Source organism: Enterococcus sp. DIV0574 (assembly GCF_051711125.1).
GTDB classification, from domain to species: Bacteria; Bacillota; Bacilli; order Lactobacillales; family Enterococcaceae; genus Enterococcus_D; species Enterococcus_D gallinarum.
Genome location: NZ_JBIOMA010000001.1, coordinates 1,161,650 through 1,181,640, shown reverse-complemented (window position 1 = coordinate 1,181,640; position 19,991 = coordinate 1,161,650). Strand labels below are relative to the sequence as shown.

20 protein-coding genes and 1 riboswitch are annotated in these 19,991 nt (G+C 42.0%); of the genes, 1 reads left to right on the top strand and 19 read right to left on the bottom strand.

The genetic code is table 11. The features are described 5' to 3' along the window. Positions 1–3: 3 nt before the first annotated feature. The 9 genes from ilvB to IGJ45_RS05795 form a co-directional block, all read right to left on the bottom strand. Positions 4–1,701 (bottom strand): biosynthetic-type acetolactate synthase large subunit, encoded by a 1,698-nt coding sequence (gene ilvB / locus IGJ45_RS05835; RefSeq protein WP_423121540.1) that lies wholly within the window; start codon positions 1,699–1,701, stop codon positions 4–6. Continuing rightward, the gene (gene ilvD, locus IGJ45_RS05830) at positions 1,701–3,389 is read right to left on the bottom strand and encodes a dihydroxy-acid dehydratase (RefSeq protein WP_423121548.1); all 1,689 of its coding nucleotides are present in this window, start codon (positions 3,387–3,389) and stop codon (positions 1,701–1,703) included. The genes ilvB and ilvD overlap by 1 nt, the downstream gene beginning before the upstream one ends. A 406-nt stretch (positions 3,390–3,795) precedes the next feature. Further along, a complete protein-coding gene (locus IGJ45_RS05825; protein ID WP_003126821.1) occupies positions 3,796–4,071 on the bottom strand; it encodes an HU family DNA-binding protein in 276 nt (91 codons plus the stop codon). Positions 4,072–4,305: 234 nt separating this feature from the next. After that, complete coding sequence (gene der, locus IGJ45_RS05820) at positions 4,306–5,616, bottom strand: ribosome biogenesis GTPase Der (protein ID WP_003126818.1); 1,311 nt, start codon at positions 5,614–5,616, stop codon at positions 4,306–4,308. Between the two features lie 167 nt (positions 5,617–5,783). After that, positions 5,784–6,992 (bottom strand): 30S ribosomal protein S1, encoded by a 1,209-nt coding sequence (gene rpsA, locus IGJ45_RS05815; RefSeq protein ID WP_252712457.1) that lies wholly within the window; start codon positions 6,990–6,992, stop codon positions 5,784–5,786. Between the two features lie 307 nt (positions 6,993–7,299). Continuing rightward, positions 7,300–7,971, bottom strand: a complete 672-nt coding sequence (gene cmk, locus IGJ45_RS05810; RefSeq protein ID WP_003126814.1) for a (d)CMP kinase — start codon at positions 7,969–7,971, stop codon at positions 7,300–7,302. Between the two features lie 74 nt (positions 7,972–8,045). Next, positions 8,046–8,681 (bottom strand): SAG1386/EF1546 family surface-associated protein, encoded by a 636-nt coding sequence (locus tag IGJ45_RS05805; RefSeq protein ID WP_003126813.1) that lies wholly within the window; start codon positions 8,679–8,681, stop codon positions 8,046–8,048. A gap of 72 nt (positions 8,682–8,753) precedes the next feature. Beyond that, a complete protein-coding gene (locus tag IGJ45_RS05800) occupies positions 8,754–10,130 on the bottom strand; it encodes a RecQ family ATP-dependent DNA helicase (RefSeq protein ID WP_423121539.1) in 1,377 nt (458 codons plus the stop codon). After that, complete coding sequence (locus IGJ45_RS05795; RefSeq protein WP_003126811.1) at positions 10,124–11,107, bottom strand: helix-turn-helix domain-containing protein; 984 nt, start codon at positions 11,105–11,107, stop codon at positions 10,124–10,126. The genes IGJ45_RS05800 and IGJ45_RS05795 overlap by 7 nt, the downstream gene beginning before the upstream one ends. Positions 11,108–11,142: 35 nt before the next feature. Here IGJ45_RS05795 and IGJ45_RS05790 point away from each other — a divergent pair, with 35 nt between their 5' ends. Next, the gene (locus IGJ45_RS05790) at positions 11,143–11,358 is read left to right on the top strand and encodes a ferredoxin (RefSeq protein ID WP_003126810.1); all 216 of its coding nucleotides are present in this window, start codon (positions 11,143–11,145) and stop codon (positions 11,356–11,358) included. A gap of 41 nt (positions 11,359–11,399) precedes the next feature. On the opposite strand, the gene IGJ45_RS05785 is transcribed toward IGJ45_RS05790, so the two are convergent. The 10 genes from IGJ45_RS05785 to IGJ45_RS05740 all read right to left on the bottom strand — a co-directional run bounded on the left by IGJ45_RS05785 (position 11,400) and on the right by IGJ45_RS05740 (position 19,948). Further along, positions 11,400–11,993, bottom strand: coding sequence for an ECF transporter S component (locus IGJ45_RS05785; protein WP_003126809.1), 594 nt, complete (start codon positions 11,991–11,993; stop codon positions 11,400–11,402). Between the two features lie 154 nt (positions 11,994–12,147). Beyond that, a riboswitch (FMN riboswitch) is annotated at positions 12,148–12,272 on the bottom strand. Positions 12,273–12,353: 81 nt separating this feature from the next. After that, positions 12,354–13,070, bottom strand: a complete 717-nt coding sequence (locus IGJ45_RS05780) for a pseudouridine synthase (protein ID WP_081131786.1) — start codon at positions 13,068–13,070, stop codon at positions 12,354–12,356. Continuing rightward, positions 13,070–13,648 (bottom strand): SMC-Scp complex subunit ScpB, encoded by a 579-nt coding sequence (gene scpB, locus IGJ45_RS05775; RefSeq protein ID WP_003126807.1) that lies wholly within the window; start codon positions 13,646–13,648, stop codon positions 13,070–13,072. Before scpB ends, IGJ45_RS05780 begins: the two co-directional genes overlap by 1 nt. Further along, positions 13,641–14,393, bottom strand: coding sequence for a segregation/condensation protein A (locus tag IGJ45_RS05770; RefSeq protein WP_003126805.1), 753 nt, complete (start codon positions 14,391–14,393; stop codon positions 13,641–13,643). The genes scpB and IGJ45_RS05770 overlap by 8 nt, the downstream gene beginning before the upstream one ends. 14 nt (positions 14,394–14,407) lie before the next feature. Then, positions 14,408–15,298 carry a site-specific tyrosine recombinase XerD gene (gene xerD, locus IGJ45_RS05765; protein WP_003126804.1) on the bottom strand — a complete coding sequence of 297 codons (891 nt, stop codon included), beginning with the start codon at positions 15,296–15,298 and terminating at the stop codon, positions 14,408–14,410. Positions 15,299–15,387: 89 nt separating this feature from the next. After that, positions 15,388–15,858, bottom strand: a complete 471-nt coding sequence (gene fur / locus IGJ45_RS05760) for a ferric iron uptake transcriptional regulator (protein ID WP_003126803.1) — start codon at positions 15,856–15,858, stop codon at positions 15,388–15,390. A gap of 109 nt (positions 15,859–15,967) precedes the next feature. Beyond that, the gene (locus IGJ45_RS05755; RefSeq protein ID WP_081131788.1) at positions 15,968–16,831 is read right to left on the bottom strand and encodes a CvfB family protein; all 864 of its coding nucleotides are present in this window, start codon (positions 16,829–16,831) and stop codon (positions 15,968–15,970) included. A gap of 25 nt (positions 16,832–16,856) precedes the next feature. Continuing rightward, positions 16,857–17,174 carry an AzlD domain-containing protein gene (locus tag IGJ45_RS05750; RefSeq protein ID WP_147735539.1) on the bottom strand — a complete coding sequence of 106 codons (318 nt, stop codon included), beginning with the start codon at positions 17,172–17,174 and terminating at the stop codon, positions 16,857–16,859. Continuing rightward, positions 17,167–17,874: an AzlC family ABC transporter permease gene (locus tag IGJ45_RS05745; RefSeq protein ID WP_003126799.1), complete on the bottom strand. Its 708-nt coding sequence runs from the start codon at positions 17,872–17,874 to the stop codon at positions 17,167–17,169. The genes IGJ45_RS05750 and IGJ45_RS05745 overlap by 8 nt, the downstream gene beginning before the upstream one ends. Before the next feature lie 118 nt (positions 17,875–17,992). Then, a complete protein-coding gene (locus IGJ45_RS05740) occupies positions 17,993–19,948 on the bottom strand; it encodes a cell division site-positioning protein MapZ family protein (protein WP_171918022.1) in 1,956 nt (651 codons plus the stop codon). Between the last annotated feature and the right edge of the window lie 43 nt (positions 19,949–19,991).

Sequence of the window (19,991 nt, the reverse complement as noted above, 5' to 3'; positions counted from 1 at the left end):
CTTTTAAACTCCTATCATCTCATGATTGGCTTTTCCTGGTGGAATCATTGGCAGCACATGTTCCGTTGGCGAGATCAGTACCTCGATTAGTCGTGCACCAGGTTCTAGCAATGCATTGGCCAAATCGTTGGTCAATTGATCTGGGGTTTCGATCCGCACACTATTGATGCCATATGCTTCTGCTAATTGGCCAAAATTTGGCTGTTTAGCAAATACAGAAGCAGAACGGCGTTCATTATGAAACGTTTCTTGCCATTGCCGTACCATCCCGAGAGAGCGGTTATTCATCAAAATGAATTTGACATCCAGACCATAATCATTTAGCAGAGCAAACTCTTGATTGGTCATTTGGAAACCGCCATCGCCTACAAAAACGACTATCGTTTTTTCAGGACAAGCAAATTTTGCCCCTATGCCTGCGGGGATGCCATACCCCATTGTCCCTAAACCTCCGCTAGTGATCAGCTGTTTGGGAAATCGGAAAGGATAATATTGAGCGACCCACATTTGGTGTTGACCAACATCGGTAACAATAACGGCTTCCCCTTTCGTCAAGCGTCCCACTTCTTCAATCAATTTTTGCGGCTTGATTTCCTTTGTTTCCTCGCGGTCATACCGATAAGGATGTTCTTTTTTCCGTTTTTGACAACGATTGAGCCATTCCTTGCAATCTAATTCCTCCGCAGGATAGCGCAGCAACTGGGTCAAAGCTGCTTTCGCATCCGCCACGATCGGAATGGCTGTTTGAACGACTTTTCCGATTTCTGCAGGATCAATATCGATATGAGCAATGATTGCCTGTTGTCCAAATTGACTGCCGGCTGTTGCTAATCGGTCATCAAAACGTGAGCCAATATTGATGATCAAATCCGCTTCAGATAATGCCATATTCGCAGCATACGTGCCATGCATGCCCCCCATTCCTAAGAATAAGGGATGATCTGCTGGCACCAATCCAAGACCTAAGAGCGTGGTTACGATCGGCAAATGATGGGTTTCGACAAACAGACGCAATTCTTCGGCTGCATTGGCGGCACATACCCCTGCTCCCGCCAAGACAACTGGACGTTTTGCTTGTTTTAAACAATTCTTCAATTTCTCGATTTGCAAAATAGATGGAAAGACGGTGGGTTGATAGCTTTTTCGCTCAATTGGCAGTTCAATGACTGCGGCTGTCCGCTGAAACGTGACATCTTTTGGCAAGTCGATCACCACTGGACCTTTTCTACCCGTGGTAGCGATATGAAAAGCTTCTGCGATCACTCGCGGCAAATCATCGACATGTCTAACTTGGTAATTATGTTTAGTGATCGGTAATGTGATCCCTAGAATATCCGCCTCTTGAAAAGCATCTTTGCCAATACCGGCTGTTGCTACTTGACCGGTGATCACCACTAATGGAACGGAATCACTCATGGCATCAGCGATGCCTGTTACCACATTGGTTGCTCCTGGTCCACTAGTCACTAGGACAACGCCGGCTTTCCCGGTGGCTTTGGCATACCCTTCTGCAGCGTGGACAGCACCTTGTTCGTGACGCGCTAAAATATTCGGAATCGCAGCATCGTAGAGTTGGTCATATAAAGGCAAGACAGCACCGCCAGGGTATCCGAAAATCAGTTCTACTGCTTGTTTCTGCAAACTATCGACTAACACTTCTGCACCGGTCCTAGTTACTTCATTCAACTGGATATTCTCCATTAAACTTCCTCCTCGCTGATTTTCATGATCGCCCCGGTATTTGCTGATGTGACTAATGCCGTATAACGTGCCAGCCAGCCTTTCTTCACTTTAGCCCGAAACTTCGGACGTGTTTGTGCGCGCAGCATTAATTCTTCCTCTGAGACTAATACTTCCAATGAGCGATTTTGCAGATCAATCACGATGTCATCTCCATCACGGATCAAAGAGATCGGTCCACCGGCTGCCGCCTCAGGAGAGATATGCCCAACTGCGATCCCTCTCGTGGCTCCTGAAAAGCGTCCATCTGTGATCAGTGCAACCTCTTTGCCTAACCCTCGTCCAACAATACTCGAAGTCGGCGCCAACATTTCCGGCATCCCGGGACCTCCTTTAGGTCCTTCATAGCGGATCACCACGACATGCCCTTTTTGGACCGTATGATTGTCGATCGCGGCTACTGCCTCATCATGAGAATCGAAACAAATTGCTTTTCCTTTAAAAAGCTGAATGCTTGGGTCAACACCCCCCACTTTGATGACACTTCCCTGAGGCGCAAGATTGCCGTAAAGGATCGATAAGCCGCCGACAGGGCTGTACGGATTCTCCTTTGGATGAATCACTTCTTCATTTTTGATTGTCGCCTGAGCGACATTTTCCCGCAAAGTTCTGCCTGTGACTGTCAGCCGATCTGGATGGATCGCCCCCTTGATATCGACCAATTGCCGTATAATGGCAGAGACGCCGCCAGCCGTATGGACATCGTGCATGGAATAAGCGGAAGATGGCGCAATTTTTGAGAGATAAGGAACTCGTTCGGCAATCTCATTGACCCGCCTCAAGTCATAATCGATCTCCCCTTCGTTCGCAATAGCTAATGTATGCAAGACGGTATTGGTAGAGCCCCCCATAGCCATATCAAGAGCAAACGCATCATCGATGGCTTCTTCTGTTACGATATCCCGGGGCTTGACTTGATTCTTCACTAGATCCATCAGATGGAATGCCGCTTTGCGAACAAGTTCCCGTCGTTCTTGCGAAACTGCCAGAATCGTCCCATTTCCTGGTAATGCCAACCCTAAAATCTCCAAAAGACAGTTCATGGAATTGGCTGTGAACATGCCGGCACAGGAACCACAGGTGGGACAGGCATTTTTTTCCATGAATTCAAAATCTGCCTGTGACATTTCGCCCTCTTTAAAGGCGCCTACTGCTTCGAACATGGAAGATAATGTCGTCTGATGGCCCCTAGGATCAATCCCGGCTTTCATAGGTCCCCCAGAGCAGAAAATTGCTGGCACATTGGTACGCATAGCTGCCAAGATCATCCCAGGCGTAATTTTATCGCAGTTGGGGATGTAAAAAACACCATCGAACCAATGGGCATTGATGACTGTTTCAGCTGAGTCAGCAATCAGTTCACGACTTGGCAATGAGTAACGCATCCCGATATGTCCCATGGCGATTCCATCATCTACCCCAATTGTATTGAATTCAAAAGGGATCCCCCCGGCTTCTCGAATGGCTTCTTTGGCAATATCTGCCAGTTCTCGCAGATGGACGTGACCAGGTACGATATCGATATACGAGTTGCAAATGGCAATAAAAGGCTTATTCATATCTTGGATATTTTTTACTTGTCCTGTTGCATAAAGCAAACTCCTTGCTGGAGCTGCTTCAATGCCTTTTTTTATCTGATCACTTCTCAATTCCATCATCTCCCGCCTATTTCATAAAAAAAAGCACCCCGGTTTATAATAAACTGGGATGCTTTGCCAGAATCCCATTTTACTTACGCAAATAGGACTCAAACAAACGGATAAATTTTGCTTCCGTGTTCTAAGTCCTGGTCTCAATAATAATGACTAATAAATATTGATTAAAATTGCGCATAAAAAATGGCTCCTTCATTAAAATATTTGCTGTTTTCTTGTAATTGTTTAATAATATAGCGCGAAAAAAAATTCTTGTCAATGAATTTTCTGAATTTTTTTGCAATTGATCCGATAAATGTACTTTTAGTAGACGGATCTACATTGGATTTTGATGAAAATAGGGATAAGTAAATTTATGTACAAAAAAACCCTTGATTACTCAAGGGTTTGGAAGACTCAATTATTTCACTGCGTCTTTAAGAGCTTTACCTGGTTTGAATGCAGGTACTTTGCTAGCAGGGATCTTGATTTCTTCACCAGTTTGTGGGTTGCGTCCTTTGCGTTCTGCACGAGAACGAACTTCAAAGTTACCAAAGCCGATCAATTGAACTTTTTCACCGTTAGCTAAAGCGTCTTGAATTGTTGAGAAGACAGCGTCTACTGCTGCTGTAGCGTCTTTCTTTGTCAAGTCAGTAGCTGCTGCAACTTTTTCGATTAATTCTGCTTTATTTGCCATGGATGGTTTCACCTCCTGATTATTTTTTTGATGTCATACATCAACAAAAATCTTGAGTGGTCCAAGTTTTTTGTCAAATATTGATATCCATCAATATTCTGATATAACGTTATCATAAGAACGTTGTAATATCAAGGATTTTAACGTTTTTACTACTGTTTTTTTTAGGATTTATCGTTTTTCTGTCAAAAGAATAGAATTCTTTGTCAAAAGCAGCAAAGTATGATAAAATCGCTACTTTCGTCTTCTTGGAATGATTCGAATCGGAGTTCCTTCAAAAGTAAATGCTTTCCGGATCTGATTCTCTAAAAAGCGCGCATAAGAAAAATGCATCAACTCTTCTTCATTAACAAAAATAACAAATGTTGGTGGCTTGACCGCAACTTGTGTCGCATAAAAAATCTTCAATCGTTTTCCTTTATCCGTTGGCGTTGGATTGATGGCTACTGCATCCATGATCACATCATTCAATAATGCAGAAGGGATACGCATGTTTTGATTCATGCTGACTTCTTCGATCAAAGCTGGCAACTGATTCAACCGCTGTTTCGTTGCCGCTGATACAAAGATGATCGGGGCATAATCTAAGTATTGAAACTCATCACGAATCTCCGCTTCAAAGTCTCGCATGGTATTGGTTTCTTTTTTTAGCAGATCCCATTTATTGACAACTAGGATGATCCCACGGCCAGCTTCATGAGCATAGCCAGCGATTCGTTTGTCCTGTTCACGAATTCCTTCTTCCGCATTCAAGACCATTAGAACCACATCGGAACGTTCGATGGCACGCATCGCTCGCATGACACTGTATTTCTCTGTTGATTCGTAAACTTTTCCTTTTTTACGCATTCCTGCAGTATCAATCATAGTGAACTCTTGCCCATTTTCACTTGTAAAATGAGTATCGATCGCATCCCGGGTCGTTCCTTCGATATCCGAAACGATGACACGTTCTTCACCTAAAATCGCATTGATTAACGAAGATTTCCCGACATTTGGTCGCCCAATCAAACTAAATTTGATGATCGATTCGTCCTCTTCCTCTGCTTCTTCTGTAAAATGCTTAACGGCTTCATCAAGTACATCTCCGATCCCTAATCCATGACTGCCGGATATTGGATACGGATCACCTAATCCTAATGTATAGAATTCATAAATATCTGCACGCATTTCTGGATTGTCGACTTTATTGACCGCTAGAATCACAGGCTTATTGCTCTTATACAAAAGGCGAGCAACAAGTTCATCTGCATCCGTCACACCTTCTCTGGCACTCGTAATGAAGACGATCACATCTGCTTCATCGATCGCAATTTCTGCTTGATGTTTGATTTGATCCATAAACGGCTCATCGCCTAAGTCGATTCCACCTGTATCGATAATACTGAACTCTCGACCTAACCATTCACCTGTTGCATAAATTCGGTCTCTCGTCACACCCGGAGTATCCTCAACGATCGAGATTCGTTCTCCGGCAATCCGGTTGAAAATAGTCGATTTCCCGACATTCGGACGTCCGACGATCGCAATTGTTGGATTTGACATTTTTTACCCTCCATTTATAAGAAGCGAACTGCTGAATACAGCTGCTTCTGCTTTTCAATCTTTCTTAGTTTACCTAATGCATCACTAACTTGCAAGTCTTGATGACAAACAAAAAAGCAGCTTATAACAAATTCAAAAAACGAATCGTTATAAGCTGCTAGGCTAGATTATTCTTCGTCGTTATCTTTCAACGCATCGCCCAAGATATCACCCATGGTAAAACCAGTGGATTCTTCTGGTAATTCATAGTCATCTTCTGCAGGCGCTTCTTCCGCTTCCTCGGCTTTTTCTAGTGCTTTGATGCTCAAAGCAATCCGATGATCGGTTGGATTCACTTCAAGAACTTTCACTTGCACTTGATCACCTTCATGCAACACTTCATGAGGCGTTGCAATATGTTTATGTGAGATTTGCGAAATGTGGATCAATCCTTCTACACCAGGGAAGACTTCCACAAAAGCACCAAAACTAGTTAGTCGTTTTACTACACCATCTAAAACACTACCAATGGGTGCTTGTTCTTCGATATTGCTCCAAGGTCCAGGCAATGTATCTTTGATCGATAACGATACGCGTTCTTTATTTGGATCAACGGATAAGACACGGACATTGACAGTATCACCAACAGATAAAACATCACTCGGTTTGCCTACATGGGCATGAGAAATTTCTGAAACGTGTACTAAACCATCAATTCCACCCAAGTCAACGAAAGCCCCAAAATCGGTCAATCGTGCAACTTTCCCTTCGATTTCTTGACCTTCATAAAGATCAGCTAGCAAGGCTTCTTTTTGTTTCTCTTTTTCAGCCTCAACCACTGCTTTATGGGATAAAATCAAGCGGTTCTCAGAAGGTTCGATCTCAACAATCTTAAAGGTGAGTGTCTTGCCTTTATAATCTTCAAAATCAGCTACAAAGTGGTCCTCAACCATCGAAGCTGGCACAAATCCGCGTACGCCAACATCAACAACTAAGCCACCTTTGACTACATTTGTTACAGGCGCTTCAATGATCTTACCTGCTTGGAAATCTTTTTCGATATCTTCCCAAACTTTCTTCGCGTCTAAACGACGTTTTGAAAGTAGATAGCTGCCGTTTTCTTTATCTTTACCGATTGCAGAAATAACAACTAACTCTAAAACATCGCCCACTTTGACTACTTCATTGATATCCTCAACAGGCAATGTAGACAATTCTTTTGCTGGAACGACTCCTTCTACACCTGCTCCTTCGATGCCAACGATCGCTTGTTTGTCTTCGATGGCTAAAACTTCACCTTTGACAATATCGCCAACGTTCACTTCTTGGAAGTTATCCAAAGCAGCTTCCATTGATTCATTCCCATTTTCCACTTGATTATTTTCAAATTCTGTCATGTCTTGTGTCCTCCTAACCAACAATTGTACGTAAATGCACTACATCCCTTAGTTTAAATTAGAATGCCAAAAAAATAAAGCGATTTCGCTTATTTTCACAAAAAACTGTCAATAATTGTTCTCAAAAAACGTTTCCTTCACTATTTTGCTTCAAAATCACTGTTTCATACAAAAAAAACTGGCCCCTCCGACCTAAAAACCCCAGAGTTCGAACAATATTTCTACGCGAAAATTCCGATATTTAATGAAATTTCTCATGAGAATCGTTCGGTTCTGTTTTTTTAGGTCGACTAGCGCCAGTGGTTGATTATTCCATTTTTTGATCAACGATTTGCTGAATCGCTGCAACGACTTCTGTAATGGACATTCCTGTCGTATCAATGCGAACTGCATCATCGGCTTGTTTCAAGGGAGAGATTTCTCGATGAGAATCTAAATAATCCCTTTGCTCGATTTCTTTTTTTAATGTGTCAAAGGAGGTGGTGATTCCTTTTTGCTGGTTCTCTTTGTATCTTCTTTCTGCTCGTTCTTCTACACTCGCCACGAGAAAAACCTTTACTTCCGCTTGAGGTAAGACTGCGGTGCCAATGTCGCGGCCGTCCATTACAACACCGCCATTTTCAGCAATTTTTTGTTGCTGTTGGACCAGTTTTTCCCGAACTTTTTGATAAGCAGAAACTTTGGAAACAGCGTTGGTTACCTCGGGCTGGCGAATCTCTTCTGTCACTTTTGTTCCATCTACAAAAACATCTTGTCCTGTCTCAGTTGGCGCAAAAGTGATTGGATAAGTATCGATCAATGCCACAAGCCCGCTTTCATCTTCTAATGAACACCCTGTTTTAAGAGCTAAATAAGTGATACTACGGTACATTGCCCCTGTATCCGTATAAACATATCCATAATGCTGAGCTAAAATTTTTGCCACTGTACTTTTGCCCGATGAAGCTGGACCATCGATGGCAATATTGATTTTTTTCATTTGTTACTCCTTCTCAACAACTACCGATCAACGGCCTTTTAACTTTCAAGAAAAAAAACCGCCAAAGCGGTTTTTTATTTAATTCGTAATGTATCGCCTGGGTAAAGCATGAAATTACTTGGATCGATCCCGTTTAATTGATACAAAGTCTCGACAGAAATACCTGTACGTGCTGCTACTTGTTCTGGACCTTCACCAGCTTGAACAGTCGTATATTGCTCTGTTCCTTGGTTGGTTTCTCCCTGATTCGCTGCACCTTGATTCGTCGTTCCTTGGTCTGCATTTCCCTGATTGTTCTGGGTGTTGTTTCCTTCTGCTTCACTGTTCGCTGGCTCTTCAGACTCACTGCTTTCAGATGAGGAAGAAGATGATGATGACGATGACGAACTACTGCTGGAAGTAGATGATTCACTGACTTTTGTCGATGACTCAACAGTCGATGATTCTGTGCTGGCAACTGTACTGCTACTTGTTGATGAGGCAACAGTCGCTGTATCATTTGAGCGGTTTAAGACCCAAATCCCCGCGCCAACAGGAATTGCAACGATCAAGAAAAGTAAAACTAAGACGATCGTCAAAAAGAGTGAATTCCCGCGTTTTTGTTTCCGCTGTTGTGATCGTGAGGCAGAATCTTCATATTCTGTATCATAAATTGGTTGTTCCCACGGCTCTTGATTTTCTGAATTATAGTTTTTGTCTTTCTTGCTCACTCGTATTACCTCCTAATATCCTTCCGATGTATTATAACATAGCTTGAATCGAACTGTCTTTTAAAAAACGATTCAATTTGTTTCTTTAAAAATTTTTAGTAAACGTTCCTGCCACGAGTTCTTTCTTTGCGGCTTGAATTCCTTTTGGTCAAGCCGAATTTCAATACCATCGATATCACAACACTGGTCAAGCGGTTGTTTTTCTTCGTCAAAATGAGCCAATAAAAAACACCGTCGACAACTAGTACAGTGAATGTATTCGAGCATCGTTTTTAGCTGCTGCTTTTTTTCCCACTCATTTTGCTTTAAAATAGCAAACCATTTGTTGGCACCATACTCATTGATTTTTGCTTGCCATTTTTCCTGCAATGGGGAAAGCATCAAAGATTGCGGCGTCATTTCCAGCTGTTCTCTTTCTGCACTTAGTTCCTTTTGAAAGAAATAATGGATGGTTTCGTCTCCAGGACGATAGAGTAAGATCGCATAGCTTTGCTTGCCATCTCGACCTGCTCGGCCAATTTCTTGACTATAGTTTTCTAACGAATCCGGCAGATCATAATGGATCACAAAGCGAATATCTTGTTTATTGATCCCCATTCCAAAAGCATTTGTGGCGATCAATAACTGCAGCTCGTTCCGACTAAACTGCTGCTGAAGGACTTTACGCTGATCACTGGCTAATCCACCGTGATAATACCCCACAGAATACTTGCCGCGTAATTTTTGATAAAGTTCTTCCACCTTGTTTCTAGTGGCACAATAAATAATTCCCGCACCTGACAATTGCTGCAAGTAATGCATTAAAAGCGTGTCTTTTTCTTCGCCGCTTTTATCAACGATCAGTCCAATATTTTTGCGATCCATTCCATAGCGAAAAACTTGATGCGTTTTTCCTAAAAGGTTTTGTTGAATATCTCGTGCCACCTGTTCGGTTGCCGTGGCAGTCAAAGCCAGAGTCGTTGGTGCTTTTAATTGTTGTTTGACCGCAGCTAGCTGAAGGTATTCTGGTCGAAAATCGATCCCCCACTGAGAAACACAGTGTGCCTCATCTACGACCAGCATTGCGATTCTACTATTTGCCAATGCTTGGAGAATCGTCTTTTGAACAAGCATCTCGGGACTAATAAATAGAAATTTATACTGCTGTAGATGGCTAAGAACAAATTTTCGTTCAGCGAATGATAAGAGACTGTTAAAAGCGATCGCTCGTCTCTCACCATTTTTTTGCAAACTATACACTTGATCTTCCATCAAAGAAAGCAATGGTGATACGATTACTACCAACCCTTCCAGCAAATAACCCGGCAGTTGATAGCATAAGCTTTTGCCGTTACCAGTGGGCATGATTGCTAATGTATCCTGATGATTCAGAACCGATTGGATCACTTCTTTTTGACCTGTCCGAAAATGGGAATGACCAAAATAGTGTTTGAGCGCCTGTTCTAACATAGGATCCCTCGCTTTTGTGCAATTTGATTGATTCGGATACTTAAAAAATCCAGCGGCACTTCTTTTTGAAGAATGTGATAAGGCAATTTCCATGACAATGGAGGGAACTGCTGCTTTGTGGCAAAATAGTGATAAGGAAACTGATCATCGATGATCGCCCATTCGATCAAGTGATCGTTGACTGTTCCTCGCTTGATCTGTCTAAGTGCCATGATTTCCTCAATCGACTTCCCGCTGAGAAATAAGCGACGGGTCTTCAGCATGCTTTGGTTGAGGTTTTCTTGATAAAACGGGTTTAACCCTGCTGCTAAAAGAGGAGATTGCTTCTTTGCCACTGATAAAAAGCAGTGGATCGCTGCCGCTGGAAAAAACTGATTCCAAGGCATTTTTTGGTAGTTATCTGGTAACAGCTGAAAAAAAGTCTGACCAATTTGCTCAGGTCCTGTCAACGTCCCTGCCAAAAAGTCGGCAAATTCTCCCGGAATCTGCTCGAAGACTGTCCAAAGCTCAGTAAACAACGCCTGCTTCAATTTTGGATGCTGCCGAATCAGCTGCCGAACCGGTTCTGTGAACATAGGAGTGTTCTCCACAGGAATATATCGATTACTGATTTCTTGAAAAGCAGCCGCTTGAACAAGCAGCTGTACCAAGCGCCACATCTGTTCCCCCCGGCGACCGAATTGAAAATAATTTAAATGACGGCAGAGTGTCTCTACTTCAGTAAGCGTTGCAGGTGCAACTGTCTGGAGAAACCCTTTTTCATCTGCTACAAGTTGTTTGGCAGCAATCAGCGCCGTGATTCTTTTATTAAATTCATCCTCTTCAAGATTCGGCATTGCTTGAAAGTAACCTAAGCGATCATAAAAAAAAGCATAACTCAATACTGAACTCGTTCGTTTGCCGTAAAGTATTTGATAAATGGTTGACGGACGCAACTTGTCAGAATGATGAAACAACGCTAAAATAAAAGCATCCATATGTCTATACTTACCTCCAGAAAGGAAACAATTCCATGTCTCAACGCTGCAAAATCATTCCTGAGCGCTGTATCGCTTGTGGACTATGCGCGGTCTGTGCCCCTGATATTTTTGATTATGATGAAGATGGTATCGTCTTATTTGCTCAAGAACCAGCCGCTCGGCAACAGTTTATCATAGAAGATCAGCAAGAAAAAGTCTTAGCTGCATATAAAAAGTGTCCTACTCGGGCGATACTGTTAGAAAAATAAAAAGATCGCGTTTGCTCAAAAGCAACACACGATCTTTTTTATTATTTTCCAACTGGTGAATGTTGCGGTTGTTTACGAGCCAACCAAGGCAACAACTTCGCATGAAGGATCAAGAAGACCCCACTGACGATAACTCCTTTGATCAAGTTAAAAGGAATAATACCGATGCTGACATAACGCGCTAATGACATGCCAAGGAATTGATCTGCTGTAACACCAAAGAAGCGCAGGTACAATGGTGTGATGACATATAGATTGGCAATACTCATAAAAGCAGTTAATGCGAGGATTCCTGTGACCACTCCCACGAATTTATTTTTCGCATGGATCCCTTTACGGAAAAAGTAGTACATTGGCAAAGTGAAGACACAGGATGCCAAGAAACTTGCCGTGTCTCCCACGAGATCTGCTGGTGAAAAACCAGATAGAAACAAGTGTAAGAGAGAACGTAGAAACGCGGTTGCCACGCCAGCAAAAGGACCGAATAAAAACATGACGATCATTACTGGAATATCGCTAAAATCGATTTTCAAAAAGCTAAACGCCGGGATGATGGGAAACGCAATAAACTGTAAGACTGTTCCCATTGCTGCACACATTGCTATTGTTACCATTTTTCTTGTTTTGTTGTTCATTAATACAAATCCTCCTAAGTTCAGGATTCCTCTTCAAACGAACCTATTAAATTTCCTTGATTCCTTACTTGTCGGCGCCAGACAAAGTAAAAAATGCCCTCTTTTCCACAGGGAAAAAGAGGGCATTTGAAAAACCATAGGCAAATCAAATACGCTCTATCTTCTTTATCCAGACTTTACTGTCGGTATCGGAATTTCACCGATTCAGCTACTTCAAAAGAAGTAGGTCGTGGACTATCACCACCGGTCGGGAATTGCACCCTGCCCCTGAAGACGAACCTTTTATTTATAATACATGTTTCATTATACACAAAAATTCTCGATTGACAAATTTTTTAAGCATCTTTTGCTGTGTACTGGTTATTTCACTTGGTTTTTTAATTCATTGACTTCTTTTTTCGTCAACTCCCGATACTCTCCAGGGCGCAACCCAGCTAATGTCAACGAACCATACATTTCCCGTTTCAATTTTTGGACCGGTAAACCAACTGCTTTAAGCATATTTTTCACTTGATGATTACGGCCTTCATGAATCGTCAATTGGACGATACTTGTTTGAGTAGCAGCGTCTGTCGACAAAATCTCAAAGCGAGCAGGTGCGGTTTTCTTGCCTTCGATCCGAATTCCTCTAGACAAGGGCAATAGTTGTTTTTTATCAGCGATTCCTTTCACTTTTGCCACATAGACTTTATCCACTTCATGTTTTGGATGCATCAGTTTTTGTGAAAGATCGCCGTCATTGGTCAGCAATAATAAACCTGAAGTATCATAATCCAACCGTCCGATTGGGTAGAGACGTTCTGGAACTTCAGTAAAAAAGTCTAAAACAACTTTCCTTTTTTTATCGTCAGTTACTGCTGAGATTACGCCACGTGGTTTATAGAGCATATAGTAGACGGGCGATTCTTGTTCAATTGGGACACCGTCAACTTCCACGCGATCTTTGGCACTCACCTGTACTCCTAGTTCCTTAACAATTTGACCATTGACACTGACACGACCTGCCACAATCAACTCTTCTGCTTTTCTGCGAGAAGTGATTCCAGCATGTGCGATTACTTTTTGCAAACGTTCCATTATGAGTCTCCTTCTTGTTTGTAACGATCATAAAAAAGATCCACTGGTCCATCTTCTTCGAGTTCGTCTTCCATTGCTTGAATATCAGGTAATTCGGCTAATGATTTCAAGCCAAAGTAATCCATGAAGTATTCAGTGGTTCCATATAAAATTGCTCGACCTGGTCCATCAACACGGCCTTTTTCCTCGATCAATCGTTTTGCGACTAATTTCTGTACGGAGCCGCTGGACTGGACCCCACGAATCTCTTCTACTTCGATTCGTGTGATCGGTTGCTTGTAGGCAATGATCGACAATGTCTCTAACGCAGCTTGCGAAAGAGAGTTGCCCATTGGCGATTCTGCGTATTTCTTTAATAACGGTGCGACTTCTTTCTTTGTGGACAAAACAAAATGATTCCCAACTTCTAAAATATGCAAGGCTGAATCTTCATTTTCTTCATAACGCTGATTCAATTCTTGCAAGTACTGATAGACAGCCGCAGTTTTGCTATTGACTAAGTAGCTTAATTCTTCTAATCCGATCCCTTCATCTCCTACGACAAAGAGAATCGCTTCTATTTCACTATATTTACTCATCTGTTTTACCTGCTGGGTAAAGCAAGATCGATTCATAGTTTCCTTCTTGCTCTACTCGAATATATCCTTTTTTCATTAATTCTAATAATGCCATGAAAGTGGTAACGACTTCTGTTTTGCTGTAATTGGTGAAAAAAGAATCAAAACGTCGTCCCTTTTTGGCATTTCGTTGCTGCATTTCCAATTGGATCGTCGCCATTTTTTCATCAATGGTACTTTCATCTGGTGTGATCTTTGTCTCCAGTACTTTCCGACTCTTTTTCTTTTCAAGCATTTTATGAAAAGCCAAGAATAAATCGATCGTGTTGAACCGGTTGGCTGCCAATTCATCACTTTTTTCTTTATAGGCATCGACATCCATCGGATCTTTCGTAAAGTATAAACTTCGTTCTTCCGCTTTTTCGGATAATTGTTCGGCTGCGTATTTGTATTTACGGTATTCCAATAGCTGAGCAACCAGCATATCCCTTGGATCTTCTTCATAAGGATCGTTTTCTTCAATCAAGATCTCTTGTTTTGGCAGCAGCATCTGGCTTTTGATTGCCATCAGTGTAGCAGCCATCACCAAGTATTCTCCGGCAACCTCTAACTCTAAACTTTTCATTGCATGAATATATTGCATATATTGTTCGGTGATCGCTGCAATTGGAATATCATAGACATCGATCTCCAATTTTTGGATCAGATGCAGCAACAGATCCAACGGTCCCTCAAAGACATCTAGTTTGATATTGATTTCTTCCATGTCTTCCTCTATTTCTAGGCACGAGGAAAGTGCTGCTTATACACTTCCGTCATCCTTTTTTTCGTAATATGAGTATAGATCTGTGTCGTGGATATATCTGCATGCCCTAATAATTCTTGAACGGTACGCAAATCGGCACCATTTTCCAATAAATGGGTGGCAAAACTATGCCTTAGCGTATGTGGCGTCACATTTTTTGTAATGCCTGCCTTGCGCACGAGGGCCTTTAAGTTTTTCCAGATTCCTTGACGAGAAAGTTGTTTTCCATGATTATTGACAAAAAGATGACTCTCTTCTGGATGTTTCCGAGTCAAAAAAGGGCGTGCTTCTTCCAAGTAAGTTTCGATCCACTGAATCGCCAGATCTCCTAAAGGAACGATTCGTTCCTTGTCACCTTTCCCTGTCGTCTGCAACAGACCCATGCTTAAATGAAGGTCTTTCAGTTGCAACCCGATCAGTTCACTGACCCGAAGGCCGGTAGCATACATCACTTCTAAAATCGCACGATCGCGGATTCCCAACACTTCTTTGGTATCCGGTGTCTCGATCAAGCGCTCAACCTCAGAAAGGCTCAATGTATCAGGCAGTTTCTGTTGTTTTTTTGGGGAATCGATGTGCTGCATAGGATCATGATCCGTAAAGCGTTCTTGACGGAGAAATTGATGAAACCTTCTCAAGCTTGATACCATTCGAATAATGGTCGCCGAGGATTTCCCTGATTGCTGCAATTGCTGCAAAAAAGAGAGGATCAAGACACGATCCACCGCCTGCCAATCTTTGATGTGCTGTTCCGTCAAAAATGTAAGGTACTGCTCTAGGTCGCGCTCATAACTTTTACGGGTATTTTGGGATAGCCCCCGCTCAATCGTCAGATAATGCAAATAATCGATGATCTGTTCTTTCATACACGTCCCCCCTACTTTCAACCTCTTTATCATAACAAATTAAAGCTTGATATGATAGTAGTTCAACCACAAAAAAAGCTGAGGAGCAATTACGCTTCACTCAACTTCGCTGCATTTTTTGTCTGACACTTCTGACACACTCCATGAAAAGTCAATCGGTGGTCTTTTACTAGAAAATGGTATTTTTTCTCTACGATGTCTTCGACACCTGTCAGCAGATCTTCTTCTACTTCTTCGATACTGCCACACTCTAAACAAAGCAGATGGTGATGGAAATGCTTTGCTCCTTCTTTGCGCAGATCGTAACGAGAAACACCGTCATTGAAACTCACCTTGTCCACGATTTTTAGATCAGTTAAGATTTCTAATGTACGATACACTGTAGCTAGTCCGATTTCTGGACTTTTTTTGCGCACAAAAAAGAAAATTTCTTCTGCAGATAAATGATCTTTCTCATTCTCCAAAAGAACCAACAAGGTAGCTTCTCGTTGTGGAGTCAATTTAAATCCTGATTCATGAAGTTGTTTTTTTGTCTTCTTTAAAGCAGCAGTTGTATTCATACAGGCCTCCATACATCGCTAATTTATAACGATTCTAATCTAAGAGACGTCAACTCTTAGATAATATTGTAATCATTATAAATTAGAATGAGAAAAGATACAAGCATTCTCAATTGGATTTTTCGACTTTGATGGTGAAGCCGTCTTTTTGTTCCACTAAACGCTGTTTCATCAAGGTACCGATCGCCCGCTTGAATTGGCCTTTACTGATACCGAATGTCTGCAGAATCTCTTCTGGTGTCGATTTATCAGTAAAAGGAATACGATGATCTGCAGCTCGATCCAAGAATGTCATGATCATAGCGGCATCATTTGAAATTGCTTCATAAGCACGAGGCTTCAATGATAAATTCAGAACACCATCCGGGCGAACACCAATTACTCGTCCTGAGACAACTTCTCCTAAACGTGGTTCTTGGTATCTTTCGGAAGGATGGATAAAGCCAATGTAGAAATCATCTGTGAGCAAGTAAGTTCCCGCAAGTTTCAAGCGATAGACTGTCCCTGTAATGTCAGCATTCTTCAACGTCTCTGAACCACGTTTACTCAATGCTTTAAAAATCTTTTCATCCGCTAAAGAAGCCCAGATTCGATCCTTTTCATCCACTGTCAAGCTGACCATCAAGCGATCGCCTTTCTTTGGCCAAAGTTCCCGCATTGTTGGTAATTCATCTAATGATACCACCATATCTTTATCTTTGAGACCAATATCGACAAAGACGCCTAGATCTCGACGACTGTCCGTGACAGTTCCGAAAGCATAATGTCCTTGGCGGCTTTTAGGAATCTCCGTAGTGATTACGAGTTCTTGTTTTTGATTCTGATAACCAAAACCCTCCACAGCTTCTCCAAGATGGTGCTCTCCTTCTGCTTTTGATAAGCGAAAAGTCAGACCATTTTTTTGTACAAAGTAATTTTGATCATTCTCATCAATGATCAATCCGCTAAAAACGGATGCCAATAAGTCTTTCATTTTTTCTCTCCTTAGAAATGATTTACTAGAAAAAGAATCGAATCGCCGCCATCGTGATAACGCCTGTAACAACGATCTTCATCAAATCTTTTGTATAATAACCGACCACTAGCGCTGGTAAACAAGCAACGGTTTCTTTGACTTTAAGCAATGGAAATTGTCCTTCACGAAAAACCAACAGATTTTGAACAAGCAGCGCCCCAAGAATACAAAGGGGCAAGTAGCTTAGAAAGATCGTGAATCTTTCAGGAAAAACTAATTTCTTCGAAAATAAAAAGGGCAGCACCCGAGGTATCCAAGTAACGACACCACAAGCTATCATCAGTATAACAAAATCAATCATGATGTGTCACCGTCCCTATCAAACATCCAATCAAAGTGGCAGCAATCACGGCTACTTCAGCTGTTGAAATTCGCATAAAAAGGACCAATGAAATTACCACAGCGGCTAGCACCAGCACCGTCTGCTTGGTCTTCTTTTTTAAAGGCAACTCTACTTGAAAAAGGAATAAGCCAACAAACATAGCCACTAGTGCAAAGTCCAGTCCTAATGCTTCAGGATCAGGAATATATGACCCTAACAACGCTCCTAAGAAAGTGGCAAAGATCCAACTTAAATAGGCCATGACATTCAATCCGTGAGTCCATCGGGTAGTGATTGGTTTGTTTTGTTGCAAAGCTGTCGTTAAAACTCCATAGGATTCGTCTGTCAGCAATGTGCCGATGCCAATTCCTGACACTAATGAAGCAGAACGGAAATAAGGTGCTACCGATAAACTCATCAAAAAGTGGCGTAAGTTTACTAAGAAAACTGTCGCAACGATCGAAGTAAACGGTGCTTGAATAGCCAAAAGGGCACAGATGATAAACTGGGCACTTCCAGCATAGACAATGATCGACATCAAGAGGACTTCAATGACCGTCAAGCCGATTCCTTTCCCCACGACTCCCATTGCAAAACCAATGCCTAGATAACCCAGAATCGTTGGAATACAGGCAATAACTCCATCACTGAACTGTTCATATCTTTCAATTTTCTGCAACAAAAAAACCTCCGTTTCCGATTGATTATCATCCATCATATCGAAAAGCCGGAGGAGAAACAAGCTGTTTTTTGATTCAATAATGTAATTATGCTGAAAATTTTCTAAGTGTCACCCATCACCGAATCGTATGATCATTTCCATTTCCACGGAAATACCCGGTTTTGGCATTCACTGTAAAGAGATACATTGGAAAAGCGGAATCACCGGTTCCTTTCAACAAGGAGCCTTGGTTGTTGGTCGCATAAAAATTATAGTAACCTTCTCCATTCACGATTCGTACGCGCTCAAAGGTATAACCCCCTTCAACGACATAGCCGCGAGCAATTGCGGTTGCAATGATCTTTTCTTGGACACCAGGCGCCCAATTCCAAGCCGGATTGCTAGAGTCTGCCAAATCACTTTCACGTGCTGGAATGATTGGTTGATTATTGGTATTCGTTGGTGTATTCGGCGATAATACATAATCAGCTTCAGAAGACTGGCTATTGTTAGCCGTAGTTGTTTCTTGAGCTGCGGCGGCTTTTTCCGCTTGTGCCTGAGCTGCTTCTTGGGCCGCCTTCTCTTTAGCAGCCTTCTCGGCAGCTTCTTTTTTCTTCAGTGCAGAATCAATCGGTGCTATCTCAGCAGTCAATTGCTCTTTTAAAGAAGCAATCGGCAATGCATCGATCTTCTTCACTAAATCATTGTAGCTTTTTCGCGTGACTTTGTCAGAAAGTTCACCCTCTTTATTCAAAGCAACCATGCTTTTGACTGCATTTCGTACTTCTTCGATCTGGGCATACTCTTTTTGCCCTTGATCAATCGCCCGATTTACTAATTGATCGAATGGTGTTTCAGATGTTCTTTTTGACATAGTCACTGCCGAAGGCTCTTTTAAGGAAACCTTCTGCAATTGATCTTCAATGATCACTGGACTAGTGAAATACCCATTGATTTCCGAAAGAGTCGCCATCTTTTCTTTGATTGTTTCAGACTGAGCCAACAAGTCCGGGTAACGGCTTTCCGTTTTATACTTGGCTAGTCGATCAGTCAATGCCGTCAATTGCGTAGTTGTTTTGTCTGCTTTGATAAATTCTTGGTTATCGTCGGTATAAAAATCGGCTAGATCCGCTTCGATCTGGTCCAGCTCACTTGCTGTCGCAATTTGTTCTTGACGAGCGGTCTCTTCGTAATAATACCAGCCACCTGCAGAAACAAGTACCAACGCCGCAGCCGCTACATAGAATTTTTTGCGTGACTTTTTATTTTTGGGCAGTGGATCGGTTTTACTCTTCGTATTTTCAGATACCGCTGTTTTTTCTGGAATTTCGGCAAGCTTTGTTTCTTCTGCTTCAATTTCCGGTTGCGGACTCTCTGTTGATTGAGGGCTTTCTGAAGATTCAGTAATCGCTGCAGTATCAGTTTGTTCATCTTCTAATCCAGATTGAGATTGTTCCTCCGTTAGAGGAAGAGCCTCTTTATCGTCCGTGACTTCCGGTATCACTGGAACATCTGTCGCATCTTCATCCATCTCTGAATTTTTATGTTGACGAATATAAGCAGATAAAATAGCCGAATCGTGATCTTCAGGGACCTCGGCTGAATCTACTAAATCATTGGGCTCTGCGGAACTTTCTGCGATCGATTGGATTCCTTTGTCTGATCCAGACACTTCATTGCTTTCATTTCCACTGTGCATCGATTGTTCTGCTGACTGATATTCAAGTGACTGTGATTCGATCGTTTCGGACGCATCTGATAGCGTTTCTTTTGAAACGGGTGTCTGTTCTATATTTGGGTTCGTTATCAGCTCTTGCACGTTTACGTCGTCTTCTGACTGATTGTTCTTTGACTCATCAGTTTCATTCTTGTCTTCGAAATGTTCAATTAATTCACCTAAGGGAACATCCTTAAAATCAGACCAGCGGATATCATCATTTTGCTGCGGATTCTTTTCGGATACCGTCTCATTCGTATGAGGGGCTTCTTTTTCATTTGCCTCATCCGCTTTAACAAACTCAAAGCCGCAGTTTGGACATTTCTTTTGTGCATCAATTGATTCAAATCCACATTGAGGACATGTTTTCATCATTTGTTCGAATTTGCTCCTTTTATTTTGAACCTGCTTCGGCAGT

Bases quoted from the DNA above. Each gene is read 5' to 3' on its own strand.
- IGJ45_RS05800 (WP_423121539.1), bottom strand. From the start codon at position 10,130: ATGTTAGAACAGGCGCTCAAACACTATTTTGGTCATTCCCATTTTCGG.
- xerD (WP_003126804.1), bottom strand. From the start codon at position 15,298: ATGAAAGAACAGATCATCGATTATTTGCATTATCTGACGATTGAGCGG.
- rpsA (WP_252712457.1), bottom strand. From the start codon at position 6,992: ATGACAGAATTTGAAAATAATCAAGTGGAAAATGGGAATGAATCAATG.
- cmk (WP_003126814.1), bottom strand. From the start codon at position 7,971: ATGAAAAAAATCAATATTGCCATCGATGGTCCAGCTTCATCGGGCAAA.
- IGJ45_RS05785 (WP_003126809.1), bottom strand. From the start codon at position 11,993: ATGAACAACAAAACAAGAAAAATGGTAACAATAGCAATGTGTGCAGCA.
- IGJ45_RS05790 (WP_003126810.1), top strand. From the start codon at position 11,143: ATGTCTCAACGCTGCAAAATCATTCCTGAGCGCTGTATCGCTTGTGGA.
- ilvB (WP_423121540.1), bottom strand. From the start codon at position 1,701: ATGGAGAATATCCAGTTGAATGAAGTAACTAGGACCGGTGCAGAAGTG.
- IGJ45_RS05740 (WP_171918022.1), bottom strand. From the start codon at position 19,948: ATGATGAAAACATGTCCTCAATGTGGATTTGAATCAATTGATGCACAA.
- IGJ45_RS05795 (WP_003126811.1), bottom strand. From the start codon at position 11,107: ATGGATGCTTTTATTTTAGCGTTGTTTCATCATTCTGACAAGTTGCGT.
- IGJ45_RS05755 (WP_081131788.1), bottom strand. From the start codon at position 16,831: ATGAAAGACTTATTGGCATCCGTTTTTAGCGGATTGATCATTGATGAG.
- IGJ45_RS05770 (WP_003126805.1), bottom strand. From the start codon at position 14,393: ATGGAAGAAATCAATATCAAACTAGATGTCTTTGAGGGACCGTTGGAT.
- scpB (WP_003126807.1), bottom strand. From the start codon at position 13,648: ATGAGTAAATATAGTGAAATAGAAGCGATTCTCTTTGTCGTAGGAGAT.
- IGJ45_RS05750 (WP_147735539.1), bottom strand. From the start codon at position 17,174: ATGATTGATTTTGTTATACTGATGATAGCTTGTGGTGTCGTTACTTGG.
- IGJ45_RS05825 (WP_003126821.1), bottom strand. From the start codon at position 4,071: ATGGCAAATAAAGCAGAATTAATCGAAAAAGTTGCAGCAGCTACTGAC.
- der (WP_003126818.1), bottom strand. From the start codon at position 5,616: ATGTCAAATCCAACAATTGCGATCGTCGGACGTCCGAATGTCGGGAAA.
- fur (WP_003126803.1), bottom strand. From the start codon at position 15,858: ATGAATACAACTGCTGCTTTAAAGAAGACAAAAAAACAACTTCATGAA.
- IGJ45_RS05780 (WP_081131786.1), bottom strand. From the start codon at position 13,070: ATGGAACGTTTGCAAAAAGTAATCGCACATGCTGGAATCACTTCTCGC.